This is a genomic window from Thalassospira profundimaris, assembly GCF_003326795.1.
Lineage (GTDB): Bacteria > Pseudomonadota > Alphaproteobacteria > Rhodospirillales > Thalassospiraceae > Thalassospira > Thalassospira profundimaris_C.
On sequence record NZ_JPWI01000001.1, the window covers coordinates 550,307 to 568,433 of the forward strand.

General features: G+C 54.1%; 18 protein-coding genes. 9 read left to right on the forward strand and 9 right to left on the reverse strand.

Annotated elements, in window-relative coordinates:
• Positions 1-12 precede the first annotated feature (12 nt).
• The 8 genes from TH30_RS02640 to iadA form a co-directional block, all read right to left on the reverse strand.
• Positions 13-417, reverse strand: a complete 405-nt coding sequence (locus TH30_RS02640) for a MerR family transcriptional regulator (protein WP_114096518.1) — start codon at positions 415-417, stop codon at positions 13-15.
• Between the two features lie 107 nt (positions 418-524).
• Positions 525-2,216, reverse strand: coding sequence for a long-chain-fatty-acid--CoA ligase (locus tag TH30_RS02645; RefSeq protein ID WP_114096877.1), 1,692 nt, complete (start codon positions 2,214-2,216; stop codon positions 525-527).
• A gap of 97 nt (positions 2,217-2,313) precedes the next feature.
• Positions 2,314-3,624 (reverse strand): OmpP1/FadL family transporter, encoded by a 1,311-nt coding sequence (locus TH30_RS02650; RefSeq protein ID WP_114096519.1) that lies wholly within the window; start codon positions 3,622-3,624, stop codon positions 2,314-2,316.
• 55 nt (positions 3,625-3,679) lie between these two features.
• Entirely contained in the window at positions 3,680-4,348 is a 669-nt protein-coding gene (locus TH30_RS02655; RefSeq protein ID WP_114096520.1) for a DUF6134 family protein, read from the reverse strand.
• 34 nt (positions 4,349-4,382) lie between these two features.
• Positions 4,383-4,679 (reverse strand): SCP2 sterol-binding domain-containing protein, encoded by a 297-nt coding sequence (locus TH30_RS02660; RefSeq protein WP_114096521.1) that lies wholly within the window; start codon positions 4,677-4,679, stop codon positions 4,383-4,385.
• A 232-nt stretch (positions 4,680-4,911) separates the two neighbouring features.
• Complete coding sequence (locus tag TH30_RS02665) at positions 4,912-5,508, reverse strand: RT0821/Lpp0805 family surface protein (protein ID WP_114096522.1); 597 nt, start codon at positions 5,506-5,508, stop codon at positions 4,912-4,914.
• Positions 5,505-5,738 carry a hypothetical protein gene (locus TH30_RS02670; protein WP_114096878.1) on the reverse strand — a complete coding sequence of 78 codons (234 nt, stop codon included), beginning with the start codon at positions 5,736-5,738 and terminating at the stop codon, positions 5,505-5,507. Before TH30_RS02670 ends, TH30_RS02665 begins: the two co-directional genes overlap by 4 nt.
• A 200-nt stretch (positions 5,739-5,938) precedes the next feature.
• Positions 5,939-7,111: a beta-aspartyl-peptidase gene (iadA, locus tag TH30_RS02675; protein ID WP_258548582.1), complete on the reverse strand. Its 1,173-nt coding sequence runs from the start codon at positions 7,109-7,111 to the stop codon at positions 5,939-5,941.
• Between the two features lie 158 nt (positions 7,112-7,269).
• On the opposite strand from iadA, the gene TH30_RS02680 reads away from it, so the two are divergent.
• From TH30_RS02680 to TH30_RS02715, 8 genes are all read left to right on the forward strand, one after another.
• Positions 7,270-7,905 carry a LysE family translocator gene (locus tag TH30_RS02680; RefSeq protein WP_114096523.1) on the forward strand — a complete coding sequence of 212 codons (636 nt, stop codon included), beginning with the start codon at positions 7,270-7,272 and terminating at the stop codon, positions 7,903-7,905.
• Positions 7,906-7,998: 93 nt separating this feature from the next.
• Complete coding sequence (locus TH30_RS02685) at positions 7,999-9,228, forward strand: CynX/NimT family MFS transporter (RefSeq protein ID WP_114096524.1); 1,230 nt, start codon at positions 7,999-8,001, stop codon at positions 9,226-9,228.
• A 207-nt stretch (positions 9,229-9,435) separates the two neighbouring features.
• On the forward strand, positions 9,436-9,603 hold the full coding sequence (gene hemP, locus TH30_RS02690; protein WP_114096525.1) for a hemin uptake protein HemP: 168 nt from the start codon (positions 9,436-9,438) through the stop codon (positions 9,601-9,603).
• Positions 9,604-9,724: 121 nt separating this feature from the next.
• Entirely contained in the window at positions 9,725-11,794 is a 2,070-nt protein-coding gene (locus TH30_RS02695; RefSeq protein ID WP_114096526.1) for a TonB-dependent hemoglobin/transferrin/lactoferrin family receptor, read from the forward strand.
• Positions 11,795-11,857: 63 nt separating this feature from the next.
• The gene (locus TH30_RS02700; protein WP_114096527.1) at positions 11,858-12,931 is read left to right on the forward strand and encodes a hemin-degrading factor; all 1,074 of its coding nucleotides are present in this window, start codon (positions 11,858-11,860) and stop codon (positions 12,929-12,931) included.
• Positions 12,932-12,934: 3 nt separating this feature from the next.
• On the forward strand, positions 12,935-13,792 hold the full coding sequence (locus TH30_RS02705; RefSeq protein ID WP_181850137.1) for a heme/hemin ABC transporter substrate-binding protein: 858 nt from the start codon (positions 12,935-12,937) through the stop codon (positions 13,790-13,792).
• On the forward strand, positions 13,789-14,874 hold the full coding sequence (locus TH30_RS02710; RefSeq protein WP_258548583.1) for a FecCD family ABC transporter permease: 1,086 nt from the start codon (positions 13,789-13,791) through the stop codon (positions 14,872-14,874). The genes TH30_RS02705 and TH30_RS02710 overlap by 4 nt, the downstream gene beginning before the upstream one ends.
• Positions 14,871-15,698 carry a heme ABC transporter ATP-binding protein gene (locus TH30_RS02715; RefSeq protein ID WP_114096529.1) on the forward strand — a complete coding sequence of 276 codons (828 nt, stop codon included), beginning with the start codon at positions 14,871-14,873 and terminating at the stop codon, positions 15,696-15,698. Before TH30_RS02710 ends, TH30_RS02715 begins: the two co-directional genes overlap by 4 nt.
• On the opposite strand, the gene gcvA is transcribed toward TH30_RS02715, so the two are convergent.
• A complete protein-coding gene (gene gcvA, locus TH30_RS02720) occupies positions 15,699-16,631 on the reverse strand; it encodes a transcriptional regulator GcvA (protein WP_114096530.1) in 933 nt (310 codons plus the stop codon). It lies immediately after the preceding gene.
• Between the two features lie 281 nt (positions 16,632-16,912).
• Here gcvA and TH30_RS02725 point away from each other — a divergent pair, with 281 nt between their 5' ends.
• Entirely contained in the window at positions 16,913-18,100 is a 1,188-nt protein-coding gene (locus TH30_RS02725; RefSeq protein ID WP_114096531.1) for an NAD(P)/FAD-dependent oxidoreductase, read from the forward strand.
• Positions 18,101-18,127: the final 27 nt, after the last annotated feature.

An 18,127-nucleotide genomic window follows, 5' to 3' on the forward strand; every position in this document is an offset into this window, starting at 1 on the left:
CCGGGGAACTTGTTACGAAACCGGATCGATTCCTTTTTCTTCAAGCGCATCAATCGATTGTTGTTCGATATCGCGCAATTCATCCAACGTGATGTCCAGTGCCTGGCGTTGTTCTTCCAGATCAGAAATCCGTTCCCGGACGCGCCCAAGCAGCATTTTGATCTGTTCTGCCTGTGTCGGGTCTGCCCCGTAGAGATCAAGGTAATCAGCGATCTCATTGAGGCTGAAGCCCAGTCGCTTGCCACGCAGAATGATCAACAGTTTTGCGCGGTCCTGGCGGGTATAGATCCGGGTGGCACCTGCACGTTGCGGATTTACAAGGCCTTTTTGCTCGTAAAACCGGATGGTGCGCGGCGTAATCCCCAAATCCTTCGCCAGTTCGGGAACGGTATAAAACCGGTCATCAAGTTTGGTCATCTTTCGCCCCTTATCGTATATATTTTTATCTTAACGTCAATTGGTTTACGTTAACGTCACTTGGATTTTTTCCGTTGTGTGTGATGCGACGTTAACGCACTGTTTTTTCAAGACGTTTTCCCCTCTCTCTTCAGACGTTCTTCCTCGACCAGTTCCTTTTTCGACAGTTTGCCGACCATGGTTTTTGGAAGCTCTTCGCGAATTTCGATTTCGCGTGGCATTTCGATTCTTGAAATCTTGTCGTCCAGAAACGCGCGGAGATCATCGGGGGTAATCCCGGTGACACCGTCTTTCAGGCGAACAAAAGCCTTGGGGGCTTGTCCGCGATATTTGTCTGGCACGCCGATGCAGGTGACTTCGGCAATCTGGTCATGCAGATAAAGTGCTTCTTCGATGGCGCGCGGATAGACATTGTATCCGCTGCACAGAATGACATCCTTCAGGCGATCAACAAGGAATGTATATCCCTGATCATCCTGATAACCGACATCACCGGTCCGCAACCAGCCATCGATAAAGGTTTCACGGGTTGCTGTTTCGTTTTGCCAGTAACCGGGCATGACCTGTGGTCCGCGGATGCAAACCTCGCCTTTTTCACCAAAAGGCATGGCCAGTTCCGGGTTGGAAAGAGAACGGATTTCGATCTCGGTGCAGGGCATTGGAAGCCCGATAGAGCCTTCCTTGTTTTCCCCTTTGACCGGGTTACAGCTGCAAACCGGGCTTGCTTCAGACAAGCCATATCCCTCGACCACCTTTGACCCGGTGATTTCTTCAAACCGGTGTTTGACCTCGACCGGAAGGGGCGCACCCCCTGAGATACAACAACGAATATGAGACAGATCGTGCTTTGGGGTCTCGGGCGAATTATTGATCGCGGTATAGATGGTTGGCACGCCGGGAAAGATTGTCGCTCTTTTTTTATCAAGCGATTTCAGAAGGGCTCCCAGTTCAAACCGGGGATGCAGAACAAGCTCTGCCCCTAGATTGATTGATGTATTCAGCGCCACGGTCATGGCAAAAACATGGAAGAACGGCAAAACACACAGGGTGACTTCATGTCCCGGATTGGCGTCCGGCATCCAGCGTGTCAGCTGATCGACATTGGCACTGAGATTGGCGTGGGTCAGCATCGCGCCCTTGGGGCGTCCGGTGGTGCCGCCGGTATATTGCAGAACAGCCAGGTCATTGACTGCGACGTCAACCACCGTATCAATCGGCTTGCAGCCAATCACCCGGTCATAGGGGATGTGACGCAAGTCGGTCGGTACGTCGGCCAGTTCACTGCGTTTGAACAGTGAAAACAGAACGCTTTTAACCGGTGGCAGGATGCTGCTCATTTCGCAAACAACGATGCGTTTGAGGCAGGTTTCATCAAGGCATGCCGCGACCTTGGGATAGATCTGTTTAAGGTTCAGCGTCACCATCAGGCGACAGCCGGAATCCTCGATCTGATAGGCAATCTCGCGTTTGGCATAAAGCGGATTGAAATTTACCACCACGCCGCCGCATTTCAGGATCGCATAATAGCACACGACATAATAAGGCGTGTTGGGCAGACAAAGACCAACCTTGTCCCCCTTGCGCACGCCGAGCTGCTTGAAACCTTCGGCAGCGCGATCAATCTGATCGGCGATGGTTTTGTAATCATAAATCCGGCCCAAAAAATCCAGGCAGGGCCGCAGCGGAAAACGCGCCGCGGCACTATCAAAAATTTCGTGGACCCGACGTGTGTGAACTGGCGTGCTGATATCAACGCCATTCATCAGGATGGGAGCTTCTTGGACGTTTACTTTGTTCACTTGCGTTAACTCCATTACGTTAACGTCACTTTGCGGGCAAAAAAAAGCAGCCCGGTCGGGGTGGCAACTGCCACCCCGTGCCAAGCATTATAGCAGATCAGAATTTGAAATTCGCCTGCAGAGCGATGATATCGACGCTGGCCTCGTAATCGGCTGCATAATTACCAAGTGCTGCCGAGGTATGATCGACGCGTGCCGTATCAGCGAAGATATGCGTGTAGCCAAGATTGAAAGCGACCCAGTCAGCAACCTTGTAGCTGGTGCCAAACGATACCCAGTAGCGATTGGAATCCGGCAGGCGCACATTGCGGTTGCGGGTCTTGATCGGGGTTTCGTCATAGGCAACACCGCCGGTAAAGGCCCAGTTTTCATCATACTGGTACCGCGCACCAAGTGCCCCGAACCAGGACGTACCCCAGTTGTAATATTCGGTGGTGCTGCCGCTTGTGGCGAGGTTGCTGTTGATCAGACCATCATAGTTGAACACCAGTTCGCCGACCGAGTTCCAGTTGGTCCATTGTACATCACCCATCAAAGTCCACTGATCATTGAGATCGTGAGACATCCCGAATGCGACGGCTTCCGGGGTTGTGATTTTGGCTGTGGCATTACGGTCCGTATAGGGGGTCAAAAGACCCTTGGCGGCACTGTCAAACTTGATCGTGCCTTCAAGCTTGTGCTCGACCTCGGAGTTATAGGACAGGCCAAGACGGGTGGCTTCGGTCAGTTCCCAGTTCAAACCAGCTGTCCAGCCATAGCCGACATCATCGCCCTTAAGTGATGAGTTGCCTTCTGTTTTTGCACCAGCAAGTGAGGCAACAGCCTTGTCCAAACGGGCTTCGAAACGCTGGATTTGCGGACCGGCACCGATGCTCAGGCCATTGTCAAACCGGTATGCGACGACGGGCTTGATATTGACGGTCTTGATCTTCGAAGTTGTCCCAAAGAAACGTCCGCTGAAATCGGAATCGTTGTCAGTGACCAACCCCCAGGGAGAGGTAATGGAAACACCAAGATTGATATTCTCATTCAGTTTCCAGACGGCATGTGCGTTTGGCACTGCGGCATCCTGTGCCATATCCTTGTAGCCGCCACCTGTCTGGGCAATGCTTGTTCTTGACCCGTCAGTTGCAAGGGTGTTTTTCGCCTTGGCAACCGGGCGGATAACCGTGACACCGGCGCTATAGGTCGTTTCATCATACTGGCCGACGGTGCCGGGATTGTAGGACATGGTCGAGGCATCGGTTGACAGGGTTGTCATGCCTGCAAAGCTTGAGCCTTGCAGGGTGCCGCTGGTTTCGCGGACCTGAAAACCCGATGCATGTGCAGTACCGATGGTCGCCAGTGCACAAAGAATTGCTGTACCCGAAGCTGCCCCCGCAAGGCAGCTCATCTTGAGCTTAGACATCTGTTTCTCCCTTAATCTTTTAACGCTTCAAATTCTTGATTCAAAACGCCCGCTTTTATTGTTGAAGGGTCATCGCATCAACCCGGATAAAGTCGATGTCGTAACCCTTTCTTTTAAAGCTTGTTTTCAGAAGTTTCCCGTCGGGACCATACCAAAGGTCACGCTCGATATCGCCCGACATGATGTAATGGGTCGCCGGTGTTTCCCGGTTTTCGACCGTCACATTTTCTGTACCGACCTTTCGGGTTTGAACCCCGTAAGGTTCGGCATTGATGACGCTATAGAGATCGGTTTTTACCGTGATGTCCTCGGACCACAGGCTGAGTGGCCAGGCACCATCACAGGCATTCCGTTTCCCGACACCTTTGCCAGCGAGCTGATAGCAGTCTTCATCATAGCTTGCCTGCCAGGTGTAGTGTGTGCCGTCATCATTGGTGGTGATTTCGACCGAAACCAGCTTGTCATCGTGCCATTGCTCGGTGCGCTGGTGGTCATAATGGAATTTCAGAAACAGCACGCTGACGTCGGTCAGAGTCTCAACCCTGACGGTGCGACCAGATGCTGTCGGCGTGATTTCGACTTTTTCATAGCCGATGGGTTCCCCGTCCTTGAGAACGCGGAAATTCAGGACTTCCCCCGCAGATGCCATCGAAAGAACGGCACATTGGGTGAAAATACCCGTGATCAAAGCTGATACGCTACGTTTCCAGATGCGTTGCCGCATGTTTCCCCCGCAGAACGGATCGTTTCGGCCCTTGTCAGTCCAGCATGGATGACAGTTTTGCCGCTACTCCCATGGATCCCTTGATCTTGAGTTTGCCCAAAGTGAAGGCAAGCATCGGATCGAGTTTTCCGGCGATCAGTTTTTCGAGGTTGGCTTTCTTGATTTTCAGAATGCAGTCCGCATCCGACAGATCATCGTCGCTGATCACCGGCTCATCACCGGTGGCATCGACAACGATATGTCCGTCATCGCCGCAGTCAAACGCAACAACGGCATTAAGACCGCGCAGCTGTGGCAGCTTTTCCTTTACGGTGTCGAGGATGTCATCCACGAACGCCTCCCTCATATTTGATTGTATTTTTTTATGTTTGTTGTCTGACTGTAATACAAAGTGACGTTAACGTAAATCAAATTACGAAAAGGGTATATGCACGACGAATAAGGCATTGATTTCAAGTGACTTTAAGATGCAAAAATTGGATGAAAAGTATGAAAAAAGCCCGGCTGTGCCGGGCTTTCACGGGAGAAATTCCCAATTGATCTATCGACGTAAAGACGCGTCTTTATGACACAATTTGCCAGGATCCATCGGGCTGACGGCATGCGGTGCCGTATGTTTCGCGCTGTCTTCCGCCGATATCGGCGGTTGCGCTATATTCACGGCAATAGCGTCCGCTGGTGTTTTGCCAGCTGCGGGTGGGCATAACATTATAGCTGTTGCCCGAATCCGGATTGATCCAGCGCACAGACCGTCCGTCCGGTACATTTTGCAAGGTATAACCGGTACAGGCCAGATCACTTTGATCAAGGCTTTGGCCGATACTATAGCCACCCAGCATGCCCAGAATGGCACCACCGATCATCGCCGCAGTCCGTCCATCACCTTTGCCGATGGTCGAACCGAGTGCAGCACCCGATCCGGCACCGATCAGTGCGCCGATTGTGTCACGGTTGCAGCGCAGGAAGCTTCCATTCGAGACAAAGATATCTTCGCGTGGCCGGTAGTTATAGCGGTGCTTGTCGCCATGGTGTTTATGTTGCTTGGCGCGATAACCATGGGCTGGTGCCCATGGTGGTGGATCGGCCTTTGCCGGGGTGGAAATGCCGATTGGCGCTGCAAGACCGAGCGCTGCGGTCAAAAGGATAGTTTTTCTGATCATTTTCGGGCCTGCTCGTTTTCATGCATGATGTAACCGGCACCTGTGCCGATGGCACCGCCGATCACGGCACCACAGGTGACGCAGCCACCTGTAATGACGGTGCCAACAGCACCAACACCGGCGCCAATTGCAGCACCGCTGAGCATCTTCTGATTACGGTCATTCAATCCGCTACAAGCTGAAAGCCCCAATGCGCTTGCAACGGCCAGAGTAACGGCTGTCTGTCGCATCTCTCGTGTCCTTTCCGTCATTTTGGCACAGGTCATTGGTTTGCCTGTGTCTTGGCAAAAGCTTGACGGGTAAATACGAGCGGGGTTTGACCTTATTGCGCGTTAATTCGGGCATATATGACAAGAAAAAGGCACCGCTCCGGGGGGGATATGCCGGTTTCGATGCCTTTTTACAGTCAAATTCAATGAAATATCAGTGTTTAAGCCTCGAACGTGCCCTTGATCAGGCGTTCCTTGCTGATCATTGCCGGTTTGCCACGTGCAATCACCGTCTCAGGTGCCAGGGCATCGTCGAGAACAAGAATGTCGGCATCAAAGCCGGTCTTGAGCTGTCCCTTGAAGCCATCGAGCCCCAGCATGCGGGCTGGATTGAGCGTGATCGGTGCAAGTGCGGTGGTGATATCAAGCTTTTCGCGTTCGACAAGATCGGCAAATTCGCGCGGTATGGTATCAAATCCGGCAACGGTCAGGCCGATCATATTGCCTTGCGCATCAAAATCGGGAAGCGATCCATTGCCATCCGAGGTCATCGAAATGCGATCAAGGGGCACGCCATCGGCAAGGCATTCGGCAATGCCGGTCGATGTTTTAACGGATCCGGCCGGATCGGGTTCAGCATCAATCCCGGTGGTGAAATCGATGTTGCCACCCCGCTTTGCCCAGTCCCTGGCGGCATCAAGCAAGGCGCGCTTGCGGTTGACATGGGTCGGGATGAACTGGGCAATCGGGATTTCAGTATTTTCAATCACGCCAATCAAAGGATCAAAATGCCCGTCACCATCGCCAAGATGGACCACAACCGACCCGGCCTTGCCCGACGTCATGCCGCCGATGCGCGACTGTGATGCGATCCGGGCAAGCTCCTCGATGGTGCTTTGGCTGCTGCGATGATCGGAAATCGCGGTCTTAAGACCGATACAGGCATCAAGGAAAGTCACGTCATCGCCGATATTCCCGGTCAGGGTCGGGGACGGCACCCGATAGCCCCCGGTAAAGAACCAAGCCGAGATGCCCTCGGTTTGAAGGGCTTTGGTTTTGGCATAAAGCGATGCGATATGACGGGTGGCGGCATCAGTGCCCAGCAGGCCACAGATTGATGTAATGCCCGCTTCGATCAGGTTGCCAATCGCGACTTCGGGGGTTCTGGTCGCAAATCCGCCTTCGCCGCCACCCCCGATCAGATGGGCGTGACCGTCAATAAAGCCCGGAACTGTTAGCTTGCCGCCAAGATCAATGGTTTTGATTTCGCCCGGAACCGACACAACCAGATCCGGGGCGATGGCGATGATTTTATCGTTACAGATCAGGATATCATTGATGCCCATCGGGGCAGGGGCGAAAATATTGGCGTTCTTGAGCAGCAGAAACATCATTTAAAACCGTGATTTGCGGGAATTGTTCAACCATATGCGCGGTGACGCAGGGCGCCATCATAGCGATAGTTCATTTCCGTTGAAACGGTTCTGGCAAGCCGCTAGCTTTGCAGCTAAACGAGGCGGGTTTGAAACCTGCGCCACCAAAGGGAAACGTCATGAGCTTTGCCGCCTGGTTGTCTGTTGCAACCATTTGCGTTCTGGGTGCGATGACGCCGGGTCCAAGCCTGGCAGTTGTTCTGCGCTATTCTGTCGGGCAATCGCGTCAGGCGGGTTTTGCCTGTGCATTGGCACATGGACTGGGCATCGGCTTTTATGCCGTGATCACCATGACCGGCCTTGGCATCCTGTTTCAGACAGTGCCGGTCTTTCACAATGCGGTCAGTATCCTTGGCGCGCTTTATCTGATCTGGCTTGCGATCAAGGCATGGCGGGCAGCGGGATCGGGCGAGAAGTTCAATGTCGAGGGTGCCGGTGCGCTTTCCGGCTCGGTCGGGCAGGCCGCACGTGACGGCTTTATGATCGCCTTCCTTAATCCCAAGATTGCCCTGTTCTTTCTGGCGCTGTTCAGCCAGTTCGTGTCGCCTGAATTTGAATGGAGCGGCAAGTTCATTCTGGCCTTTACCGCCGCAGCAATTGATGCGGCGTGGTATTGCCTTGTGGCGATCGGGTTATCGCACGGGGCGGTCTTGCCCTGGTTGCGCGATCACGCGTCCTGGATCGAGCGTATCATTGCCATTCTGTTTGTTCTGATTGCCCTTCGGGTTCTGTGGGGGGTGACCGCTTTTGTATAAGGGCGGTCTGATGCATTCCTGAATTTACGTATTCTGATCGTGCCACCATCACGACGTAACCCGGATCATGACTGATCCAGACGGAGTTTTCCGATGACTGACAAGACGGCCCCATCAACCGACCAGCACAGCGACGCCGGGCGCGGATTTCACCGGCTTGGCGCGCATATCGGCTTTTTGTTTGCCATTTTGCTTCTGGCCGCAAATATGCGTGGCAGTATTGTCGGGCTTGGTCCGTTGGCTGAGATCATCGGAACGGATTTGTCGCTGTCGGGAACCCAGCTTGGTCTTTTGACCACATTGCCGGTTCTGAGTTTCGGGGTTCTGTCGATTTTTGCACCGCGACTGGGACAAAAATTCGGGCTTGAGGCAACGCTTCTTACGATGTTGCTGTTTATTGCCCTTGGGCAGGGGCTTCGTGCCAGCGGAGCCTATGACATCATGGTGATCGGGACGATCATTCTGGGTGCTGCGATTGCCGTGATGAATGTGCTGACTCCGTCGCTGGTGCGGCGCAGCTTCCCGACCCATGTTGCCTTTGTGACCGCCCTTTACACCTTTACCATGTCGAGTGGCGCGACCATTGCCGCATTCATTTCTATTCCGATACGGAATGCCGTAGATGGGGACTGGCGCTGGTCACTGGGTGTGTGGGCGGTGTTTGCAGCCATTGCCTTTGTCTGCTGGTTGCCGATGTTGCGCTACCGCCACAAGGCCCCGGCACCGGCGATGAATGCCAAAATATCGCTTTGGAAAAATACAGAAGCATGGTGGCTGGCGCTGTTCTTTGGCTGTCAGTCCCTGATGTTTTACACAGGGGTTGCCTGGCTTGCGAAGGTTTTCATCGATCACGGCATTACCGAGGCCGAGGCCGCAACACTTTTGTCGATCTTTAACGTCTTTGGTATTCCTGCGGCCTTTGCGGCACCGCTGATCTATTCGAAAATTGCCAACAAGAAACTGGCGATGCTGGTGCTGCACATCCCGCTGATCATTGCGATTCCGGGCTTTGTGTTTGCCACGACCGAGCTTCCCTATCTTTGGGCAGTATGCCTTGGTCTGGGTCAGGGCAGCATGATCAGCATTGCCTTGACGCTGGTGGGGATGCGCGGGGCTGATCCGCAAACTTCCGCCCGTCTTTCAGGGATGGCGCAATCCGTCGGCTATCTGTTTGCGGCGATTGGTCCGGTATTGTTTGGCGCCCTTCATGATCTTCTGGGCGACTGGCAGGTCGCGCTTTATTTCCTGTTCATCGTGGTTGCAGTCCAGCTTGTCGCTGCAATGCGTGCCGGTTCGTCCGAGAAGATCGGCGTCAGCAACTAGGTAGTATTCCCTCACCGCCATCAGTTCAGGGTTCTTATGCAAAAGGCCATATTTCCAACCCGGAAATGTGGCCTTTGTCACATAATGGGACGGTAATTGACCCGCATTCATGTTTTGGCGCAACTGCGCAGTTGACTTTCATTCGCAATTGCATATAGGAATGCAAATCATTATTAATATAGTCGGTGCATAAACAAGGAGTTTGTGATGCCTGACATCACAGGCAGGATTGAAAAACCGGGCGTTCCAGCTCAGGCGAAACATATTCAGGTGGAAGAACTGATGGGAACTGACCGCGAGGTCATTATTATCCATCAGGGAGACGAATACCGCCTTCGTATGACGTCGAACAACAAGCTAATCCTGACGAAATAAGGCGTCTAACTAACGCCACACAATCAAATCTGACCAGATTTGCCAGCCAGCGCGCCAGTGCCCCGCACAAGCCAGCCAGCCAGCCGAAATCGGTACCAAAGCTGCCTTACAGGGGAAAATTATGGCTTTCAACAAGTCTGTGCGCTTGCTTATGGCGACAGTATCAACATTTGCGCTTGGCACTGCTGCATATGCGCAAGATGCTACGAATATATCGGGCACCGATGCCGCAGATGTATCTGCAACCACCGACCAACCGGTCCTGATTGCCGAAAACAGCATTGCACTTGATGCAATCACGATTACCGCCAACAAGCTTGAAACATCGGTCATCGACGCACCGGCATCAATTTCGGTTGTCGATGAAGAAGAACTGGAACGACGTCAGCCATCCGATCTGAGCGACATCTTGCGCGGAATGCCCGGCGTCGAGATTTATGGTGGCCCGCGCAGCACGGTTCAGGAGCCGATCATTCGCGGTTTGACCGGTGACCGTGTGGTTGTGCGTGTTGACGGTGCCCGCGCCAATATGAGTGTGGGCCACAAAGGTCGTTTCTTCTTCGATCCGGAAGTCCTTAAATCGGTCGAAGTCTATCGTGGTGCGGCATCGACCATGCAGGGCACCGGTGCATTGGGGGGTGTCATTGCACTCACTACCAAGGACGCCAATGATCTGCTTGATCCGGGCCAGAAAATTGGTGCGCGGGTCAAGGTTGGATATGCGTCTGTTGATCACGGTTTGACGACAAATGGCATGGCCTATGGTCGCCCGACCGACAATACCGACATTCTGGTCAGCGTCACCCGCGAAAGCACGGGTAATTTTGAATCCGGTGATGGCGTAAAGCAGCAATATACCGATGATGATTACATCAATGGCATGTTCAAGGGCGGGATCGACATCAATGATGCGAGCCGTCTGACCCTGAGCGTTCAGCGCTATAGCGATGATCACCAGTTGCCTGCTGCCCCGGATAGTGGTGCAGCTGTAAACAGCACCAGCAACTATCTTGTGGATCGCGAAAGCGAAGAATCCTCGCTGGTCCTGAGATACAGCTATCACGATTTGGGTAACGACTGGATTGATGCAAACGTAAATGCCTATGGCATGCGTACGGATCTGGATGAAAAGCGTGTCAGCGACGGTCGTCATGATGAACGCACACTTGATACCATCGGCATTGATGGCAACAACACGTCGCGCTTTGATCTGGCCGGTCGTGAACTGGCAGTAACGGTTGGCGGGGAGCTTTATCAGGATTCACAGGAAGGCCGTCGTAACGGCGTTGCTGTAGCCAACCTGTTTCCCGATGCGGAAATGACTATCTATGGCGTTTATGTCGATAATGCCTTTGCAGTTACCGACGCGCTTGATCTGACCGTAGGTGTGCGGTTTGACTCCTATGACCTGTCGGCGGAAGGTCAGCGGTCGCGTGAGGACAGCGCGATTTCCCCGCGCTTCTCGGCAAGCTACCGTGTGACGTCCTGGATGCAGCCCTATGTCAGTTATGCCGAAGCGTTCCGTGCTCCGGCCATGACCGAAATGTATGCCAGCGGTTATCACTTCCCGGGCAACAATTTTGTCGCCAACCCCGATCTGGAAGCTGAAAAGGCCAAGACCTGGGAATTCGGGACAAACTTCAAGTCTGACAACCTTCTGACGGCGGGCGACGCTTTCCGCGCCAAAGTTGCCTATTTCCATAACGAAATCGAAGACTACATCGAACAGCAAGGTGCGACTTTCGGTAGTTCCGAAACCAAAAGTGTCAACGTTCCCGAAGCTGAAATCAAAGGTTTCGAAGCAGAGCTAAGTTATGACACCGGTGTTGTCTTTGCCGGTTTGGCCGCATCGCGTTTGCGTGGGGAAAACACCCGTACCGGTGAAAATCTTGCCAATATTCCGGCCGACAAGGTTGCTGTATCGGGCGGGTATCGCTTCGAGGATTACGGTGTCGAACTTGGCGGCCGCGCCAATATGGTTGATCGCCTGACCCGCATTGCTTCGGGCAGCGAAGTTCCCGGTTATGCAACCTTCGATCTGTTTGCCCGCTGGGATGCAAGCGAAACCGTTCCGGGTCTGACGGTCAATGCCGGGATCGATAACCTGTTTGATCACAATTATCAGGTTGCTGATCAGGGGCTTTATGAGCCGGGCCGCAACTTCAAAATTTCCGCAAGCATGAAATTCTAACGCACGAGGATCAGACGATGCGTGTCTTGCATCGTCTGATCTTTCAGGAGGTATAAAAACGCCATGAATGAAAACAATTTCAAAACACCACAGGAAGCCTGGGCGGCCTTTTCTGCCGGAGAAGCCAAAGGATATGCCGTCGATATCGCATCAGAACTTGGTTTGACCGAGGGTGAACTGGTTGCAGCCGGTACCGGGAAAAACGTTATTCGTCTGGATGTGGATTGGGGTGACCTGATCAAACGTCTTGAAGAACTGGGCGAGGTCAAGATTCTGACCCGCAATCCAAGTGTGGTTCATGAAAAGATCGGAACGTTCGGGGCGGTCAGCATCAATGGTGAAATGGGACTGGTGCTGAATGGTGATGTAGACCTTCGCCTGTTTCTGGGGCGTTGGGGCCATGGATTTGCGGTAGAAACCAACAATCCGCGCGCAGGACGTCGTCGCAGCCTGCAGTTTTTTGATCATGAAGGCCAGGCGATCCACAAGATTTTCCTGACCGCCAAATCGAACGAAGCCGGATATGACGCGCTGGTCGATGAATTCCGCGCGGAAAATCAGGAACCGGGGATCGAAACCCTGCCGCCGTTGCCCAAAGCCGTGACGCGCAAGGATGAAGAGGTCGATGTGGATAATCTTCGAGCCCATTGGCGCAAGATGACCGATGTGCATCAGTTCCACGGGTTGCTGAAAGATTTCAATGTCGGACGACAGCAGGGACTGCGTCTTGTCGGGACAGAATTTGCCGAACGGCTGAGCAATGATGCGCTTAAAACCATGCTGGAATCAGCATCGGAAAGCGGTTTGCCGATCATGGTGTTTGTTGGCAATGCCGGTGCCATCCAGATCCATACCGGTCCGGTCAAAACCATCCGCGAGATGGGGGACTGGATCAATGTCATGGACCCGCGTTTCACCCTGCATCTGCGTATGGACATGATTGCCGAGGCATGGATTGTCCGTAAACCTGTCCGCGAAGGTGTGATCACCACGGTCGAGCTTTATGACGCAGATCTCAACAACTTTGCGATCTTCTGCGGCGAACGTGCACCCAAGGATCCCGAGAATCCGGAATGGCAGAAGCTTGCAGAAGAGCTGCCGCGTTTTAACGCCAAAGAGCATGCTCTTGCGGGGTAGATGATGCGCAGCTTTACCACAATTCTATGTGCCATTTTCAGCTTCGCCATGCTTGGTGCGAATGCCCATGGCACCGAGCGTCCCGGCCGTGTAATCACGGTCGGGGCCCCGGCGACCGAAATTGTCTTTGCGCTTGGTGCCGGTGACAGCGTTATTGCGACCGATACCACCAGTACCCGACCGGAGGTGGTCGAAGCCCTGCCAAAGGTTGGTTATATGCGCCAACTGGCGTCCGAGGGGATCATCAGCCTGAAGCCCGATCTGATTGTCGCAGTCGAGAAATCAGGTCCGGAAAATGTGTTGCAGGAACTGGGCGATCTGGGGATACCGATTGTCAAACTGCCATCACTCGACGAGATGAAAAATCTGCCCGATGCGATTGCCATTGCGGGCGCGGCGCTGGGGCGTGTTGTCGAGGCGCAAACACTTACACAAAAGATTCGTGCCGATATTGCCGATCTGGGGGCCGTAGTCGAGCCGAACCGCCCAAGTATCATATTCCTGATGGCGGTTGGTCATGGTAAGCCGCTTTCGGCCGGGAACCATACGACAGCTGCAGAAATCATTGATCTGGTTGGCGGTCGAAATCCGATGGCAGAATTTGACGGCTTCAAACCGGTATCAGCCGAAGTCATCGCCGCAGATCAGTCTGATTATGTATTGCTGCCGCAATCGACCGTTGATCAATATGGCGGCTTCGAAGGCCTTAAAACCGATCCGGTTCTGGGGCTGAACAAGGCCGTGGCAAATGGCAGGGTTCTGACAGTTTCATCGTCAACGATACTTGGGTTCGGGCCGGAATCCGCGTCTGAAATCCGCGATGTGGCGGCATTTCTGCACAAGCAAGAACAAGGTCGATGAAAACGGTGAAGCTGATGGCATCATCGCTGCGGCAGTTCGGGCCGGTTCGTCGACCTGTGGTGGTTCTTGTCCTCATGATGTTGGTGCTGGCAAGTGCGGTCCTGATTTCACTCGGGATTGGTGGTGCGCCGATCGCGTCGGGCGATGTGCTTGCGCATCTGGCCCATCGTATCGGTATTTCCGGCATTGGTATTGATGCATTTGATGCCCGTGTTCTTGATACCTTGCGCTTGCCCCGTATTCTGCGGGCCATTGTGATTGGCGGCGGGCTTGGTCTTGCCGGGGCGGTGATGCAAAGCCTGTTTCGCAATCCCATTGCCGATCCGGGTATCATTGGGGTGTCTGCCAGCGCTGCTCTGGGGGCGGTGGCCATGATTGTTGCCGGTCACATCATTTTGGGCAGTTTCTATACGGTGATCGGGCCTTATGGTGTGCCGGTTGCCGCATTTGGCGGTGCGGTCATTGCAACGGCGGTTATTCGGGTTCTGTCCCGCCAGGATGGACAAACCGATGCCGCAATCATGTTGCTGATCGGGGTGGCGATCAATGCCATGGCATTTGCCGGTGTTGGTGTCTTTACCTATATGGCCGATGATGCGCAGTTGCGCAGTCTGACATTCTGGCAGATGGGGGCGCTTGCCGGAAACGGCCCGACCGATATGCCCGCCATGATCATTATGACCCTGGGCATCGTCTATTTGCTGACGCTGGGAACACCGCTTAATCTGTTTTTGCTGGGCGAGGCCGAGGCACGCCATCTTGGTGTCGAGGTCGAACATCTTAAACGCCGGGCAACCGTTGCCACGGCATTGGTTGTGGGTGCAGCGGTTGCTGTGTCAGGCATTATCGGGTTTGTCGGGTTGGTGGCCCCGCATCTGGTGCGGCTGGTGACCGGGCCGGATAACCGGTATGTGTTGCCTGCATCTGCAATTTGCGGGGCGATCATGCTGACCGGGGCGGATGCTGTGGCCCGTATCATTGTATTGCCGGCAGAATTGCCGATTGGTCTGGTAACGGGGATCGTTGGCGGGCCGTTCTTCCTTGGATTGCTGATGCGTGAAAAGAAAAGGCGCAGATTATGAGCCTGATGGCAAAGGACGTGAGCTTTGTGGCGCGTGGCCGCCATTTGCTGCGTGATATTTCGCTGGCTTTGGCGCCGGGGGAAGTATTGGCAATTCTGGGCCCCAATGGTGCCGGGAAATCCACATTGCTGCGTGTGCTGGCAGGTGAATACCAACCAGCCAAAGGGTGCGTCATGCAAAATGGGCAGGATATATCCAGCTTGTCGGCCCTGAACCTTGCGCAAAGGCGGGCGGTAATGCCGCAAGCCGCCTCAATGACATTCCCGTTCGGTGTGCGTGATGTGGTTGCCTTGGGCCGTGCGCCGTTTCGGAAAATCTCGACGCGCCAGCTTGATCAGAAACTGGTGGCCGGTGCGATTGCTGTTGCCGATATCAATCATCTTGCAGATCGGCCCTATCCGGCCTTGTCCGGCGGGGAAAAACAGCGGGTCCATCTGGCCCGTGCCCTGGTGCAAATCTGGGGAATGGGTGGATTTGATGTGACATCAGATGCCGTGCATGACCCGCAGTGTGGTTCTGACCGGTTCCTTTTGCTTGATGAGCCCACAGCGGGGCTTGATGTTTCCCATCAACACGCATTGCTGGCTGTTGCACGACGTGAAGCCCACGACAACAATGTCGGGGTCTTGATGATCCTGCATGATTTCAATCAGGTCACGGCCTATGCCGACCGGGTCGCTGTTTTGCAGTCCGGCGAGATCGTGGCACAGGGAGAAGTTGCAGACGTCATGCAGCCCGACTTGCTGTCAGCGGTGTTCAAAAGTCCGATCCGCGCGATTGATGATCCCAAGGGCGGACATGTTCTGGTCAGTCAGGCGGTCTGATCAGGCGGCGTTGCCTGATGATGATCCGCGTTCTTCCTGTTCGGCCTTGCAGGTCGCAACCAGCCAGTCGCGAAAGGCGCGGACGGCAAAGTTGTTTTCCTTTTCCTTGGGATAGACAACGTAATAGGCGTGATGATTGGGGATCGAGACATCAAAGGGGGCAACGAGCCGCCCGTTTTCAAGCTCTTCGCGCACCAGAAATTCCGGCAATAGCGCCAATCCAAGCCCGGCGACGGCGGCCTGAATGACCATGTGGAAATGTTCAAACCTTGGTCCGGCAAGCTCGTCGACCACGGCAACGCCGGTTGCTGCCAGCCAGTCCTGCCAGGCGCGTGGACGGGTGGAATGTTGCAAAAGCGTGCAGTTGCGCACGCGTTCGCGCGCAATCGGCAGATCATCATTTTCCTTAAGCAGTTTGGGCGCGCAAACCGCAATCAGGGTTTCACCCATCAGGCGGTGAAACACGCATCCGGGCAGATTGTCATCGCCGAAATGGATCGCGATATCGATGCCTTCGCGGTCGAAATTGAACTCGCGCGTCTGGGTGATCAGATTAAGCTGGATATCCGGCCAGGTTGCCTTGAAATCGCCAAGACGTGGCACAAGCCAGCGCGCACCAAATGTTGGCAACGTCCCGACATTGAGCATCCCGCCCGCATCGGAATAGGCCATGACCTGAAGCGTTGCGGCCTCTGCCCGGTCCAAAAGATCGCGCACCTGTGCGGCATAGGCTTCGCCCGCAGCAGTCAGTTTCAGGCGCTTTTTGACCCGGCGAAACAGATCGCGTCCCAGATATTCCTCAAGCGTTCTGATCTGACGGCTGATCGCGCTTTGCGTGACGTTAAGTTCCTCGGCTGCCCGGGTAAAGGATAGATGACGGGCCGAACTTTCAAAGAATTGCAAGGCAGTCAGGGATGGCAGGAAGCGGCGCATGGAAATTCCGGTTCATAACAAAATGGAATGATATGGTGCGAATATATCGTTTGTTTGCTGTTCAGCCAAGGCGTAACGTTTTAAACGGTTCCAAGCCTCCTCGCGCCACCATATGAAGCGTTCAGGCCAAGGGCCATCGCGCTGGAATGTGATCAGTTTGTAATGTTTCGGAAGGATGTCTCCCCGTTCCGGACAGGGATTGCATCCAGCGCACCAACCATAAAATGTCCGGGATGAAAGTGGCCGGAAGGCTTCAACAATTTATCGGGTAGAAGGCGAGAATGGGTTCTGTTGACGCAAATTATGATGTGATCATTGTCGGTGGTGCGGTTATTGGCAGCTCCATCGCATGGCATTTGACCGGCCGGGATGATTTCAAGGGCCGGGTTCTGGTGATCGAAAAAGATCCCAATTACGAATTCTGTTCGACGACCCTTTCGGCGGCGTCGATCCGTCAGCAATTTTCGACCCCGGTCAATATCGAAATGTCGGCTTATGGCATCGAGTTCTTGCGCAATCTGAAGCGCGACCTTGATCCCGAAGTCGACATTGCCCTGCATGAAAAGGGCTATCTTATTCTGGCAACCGATCAGGGCCGTGACATCCTCAAGCAGAACCACGCGACCCAGACCGAATTTGGTGCTGATATCGTCTGGATGGAACCCGATGAACTGGCCGCCAAATATCCGTGGATGAATACATCCGATCTGTCGGCTGGCTGCTGGGGCCGCACGGGCGAAGGCTGGTTTGATGCCTATTCCCTGATGCAGTCTTTCCGCAAACAGGCCCGCAGTCGCGGTGCCGAATATATCGACGGCGAAGTCGTTGAAGTCACCCGCGAAGGCGATCAGATTACCGGTGTTGTCCTGAAAGACGGGCGTCGGTTTGGCTGTGGCACCCTGATCAATGCGGCCGGAACCGGCGGGTCCAGGGTTGCAAAAATGGCTGGTCTTGAAATTCCGGTCGAACCGCGCAAACGCTGCATTTTCGTATTTAACTGCCGCGATGCTGCCGACATTACCGCGACCTGTCCGATGCTGATCGATCCGAGCGGGCTTTATGTCCGTCCTGAAGGTGAGTTTTTCATCACCGGGATCGCCCCGCCCAAGGATCGTGATCCGGAATGCTGGGATTTCGAAGTCGATCACAGCCTGTTTGACGACATCATCTGGCCGGGCCTGTATGAGCGTTGTGAACGGTTTGAGGCGATCAAGGTCGTCAATGCCTGGGCCGGTCACTATTCCTATAACCTGCTTGATCAGAACGCGATCCTTGGCCGTCATACCGATGTGAAGAACTTTGTCTTTGCCAATGGTTTCTCGGGCCACGGGTTGCAGCAAAGCCCGGCGGTTGGTCGCGGGATTGCCGAGCTCGTCACCACGGGCGGCTATCAGACCCTTGATCTGTCGGTCTTCGGCTATGAGCGTATCCGGGATAATGCCCCGGTTCTCGAACTTAACGTTATTTAATTCGATTTCGTAACGAATATGCGAAAT

Bases quoted from the DNA above. Each gene is read 5' to 3' on its own strand.
- TH30_RS02640 (WP_114096518.1), bottom strand. From the start codon at position 417: ATGACCAAACTTGATGACCGGTTTTATACCGTTCCCGAACTGGCGAAG.
- TH30_RS02650 (WP_114096519.1), bottom strand. From the start codon at position 3,624: ATGTCTAAGCTCAAGATGAGCTGCCTTGCGGGGGCAGCTTCGGGTACA.
- TH30_RS02655 (WP_114096520.1), bottom strand. From the start codon at position 4,348: ATGCGGCAACGCATCTGGAAACGTAGCGTATCAGCTTTGATCACGGGT.
- TH30_RS02665 (WP_114096522.1), bottom strand. From the start codon at position 5,508: ATGATCAGAAAAACTATCCTTTTGACCGCAGCGCTCGGTCTTGCAGCG.
- TH30_RS02670 (WP_114096878.1), bottom strand. From the start codon at position 5,738: ATGCGACAGACAGCCGTTACTCTGGCCGTTGCAAGCGCATTGGGGCTT.
- iadA (WP_258548582.1), bottom strand. From the start codon at position 7,111: ATGATGTTTCTGCTGCTCAAGAACGCCAATATTTTCGCCCCTGCCCCG.
- TH30_RS02680 (WP_114096523.1), top strand. From the start codon at position 7,270: ATGAGCTTTGCCGCCTGGTTGTCTGTTGCAACCATTTGCGTTCTGGGT.
- TH30_RS02685 (WP_114096524.1), top strand. From the start codon at position 7,999: ATGACTGACAAGACGGCCCCATCAACCGACCAGCACAGCGACGCCGGG.
- hemP (WP_114096525.1), top strand. From the start codon at position 9,436: ATGCCTGACATCACAGGCAGGATTGAAAAACCGGGCGTTCCAGCTCAG.
- TH30_RS02695 (WP_114096526.1), top strand. From the start codon at position 9,725: ATGGCTTTCAACAAGTCTGTGCGCTTGCTTATGGCGACAGTATCAACA.
- TH30_RS02700 (WP_114096527.1), top strand. From the start codon at position 11,858: ATGAATGAAAACAATTTCAAAACACCACAGGAAGCCTGGGCGGCCTTT.
- TH30_RS02705 (WP_181850137.1), top strand. From the start codon at position 12,935: ATGCGCAGCTTTACCACAATTCTATGTGCCATTTTCAGCTTCGCCATG.
- TH30_RS02710 (WP_258548583.1), top strand. From the start codon at position 13,789: ATGAAAACGGTGAAGCTGATGGCATCATCGCTGCGGCAGTTCGGGCCG.
- TH30_RS02715 (WP_114096529.1), top strand. From the start codon at position 14,871: ATGAGCCTGATGGCAAAGGACGTGAGCTTTGTGGCGCGTGGCCGCCAT.
- gcvA (WP_114096530.1), bottom strand. From the start codon at position 16,631: ATGCGCCGCTTCCTGCCATCCCTGACTGCCTTGCAATTCTTTGAAAGT.
- TH30_RS02725 (WP_114096531.1), top strand. From the start codon at position 16,913: ATGGGTTCTGTTGACGCAAATTATGATGTGATCATTGTCGGTGGTGCG.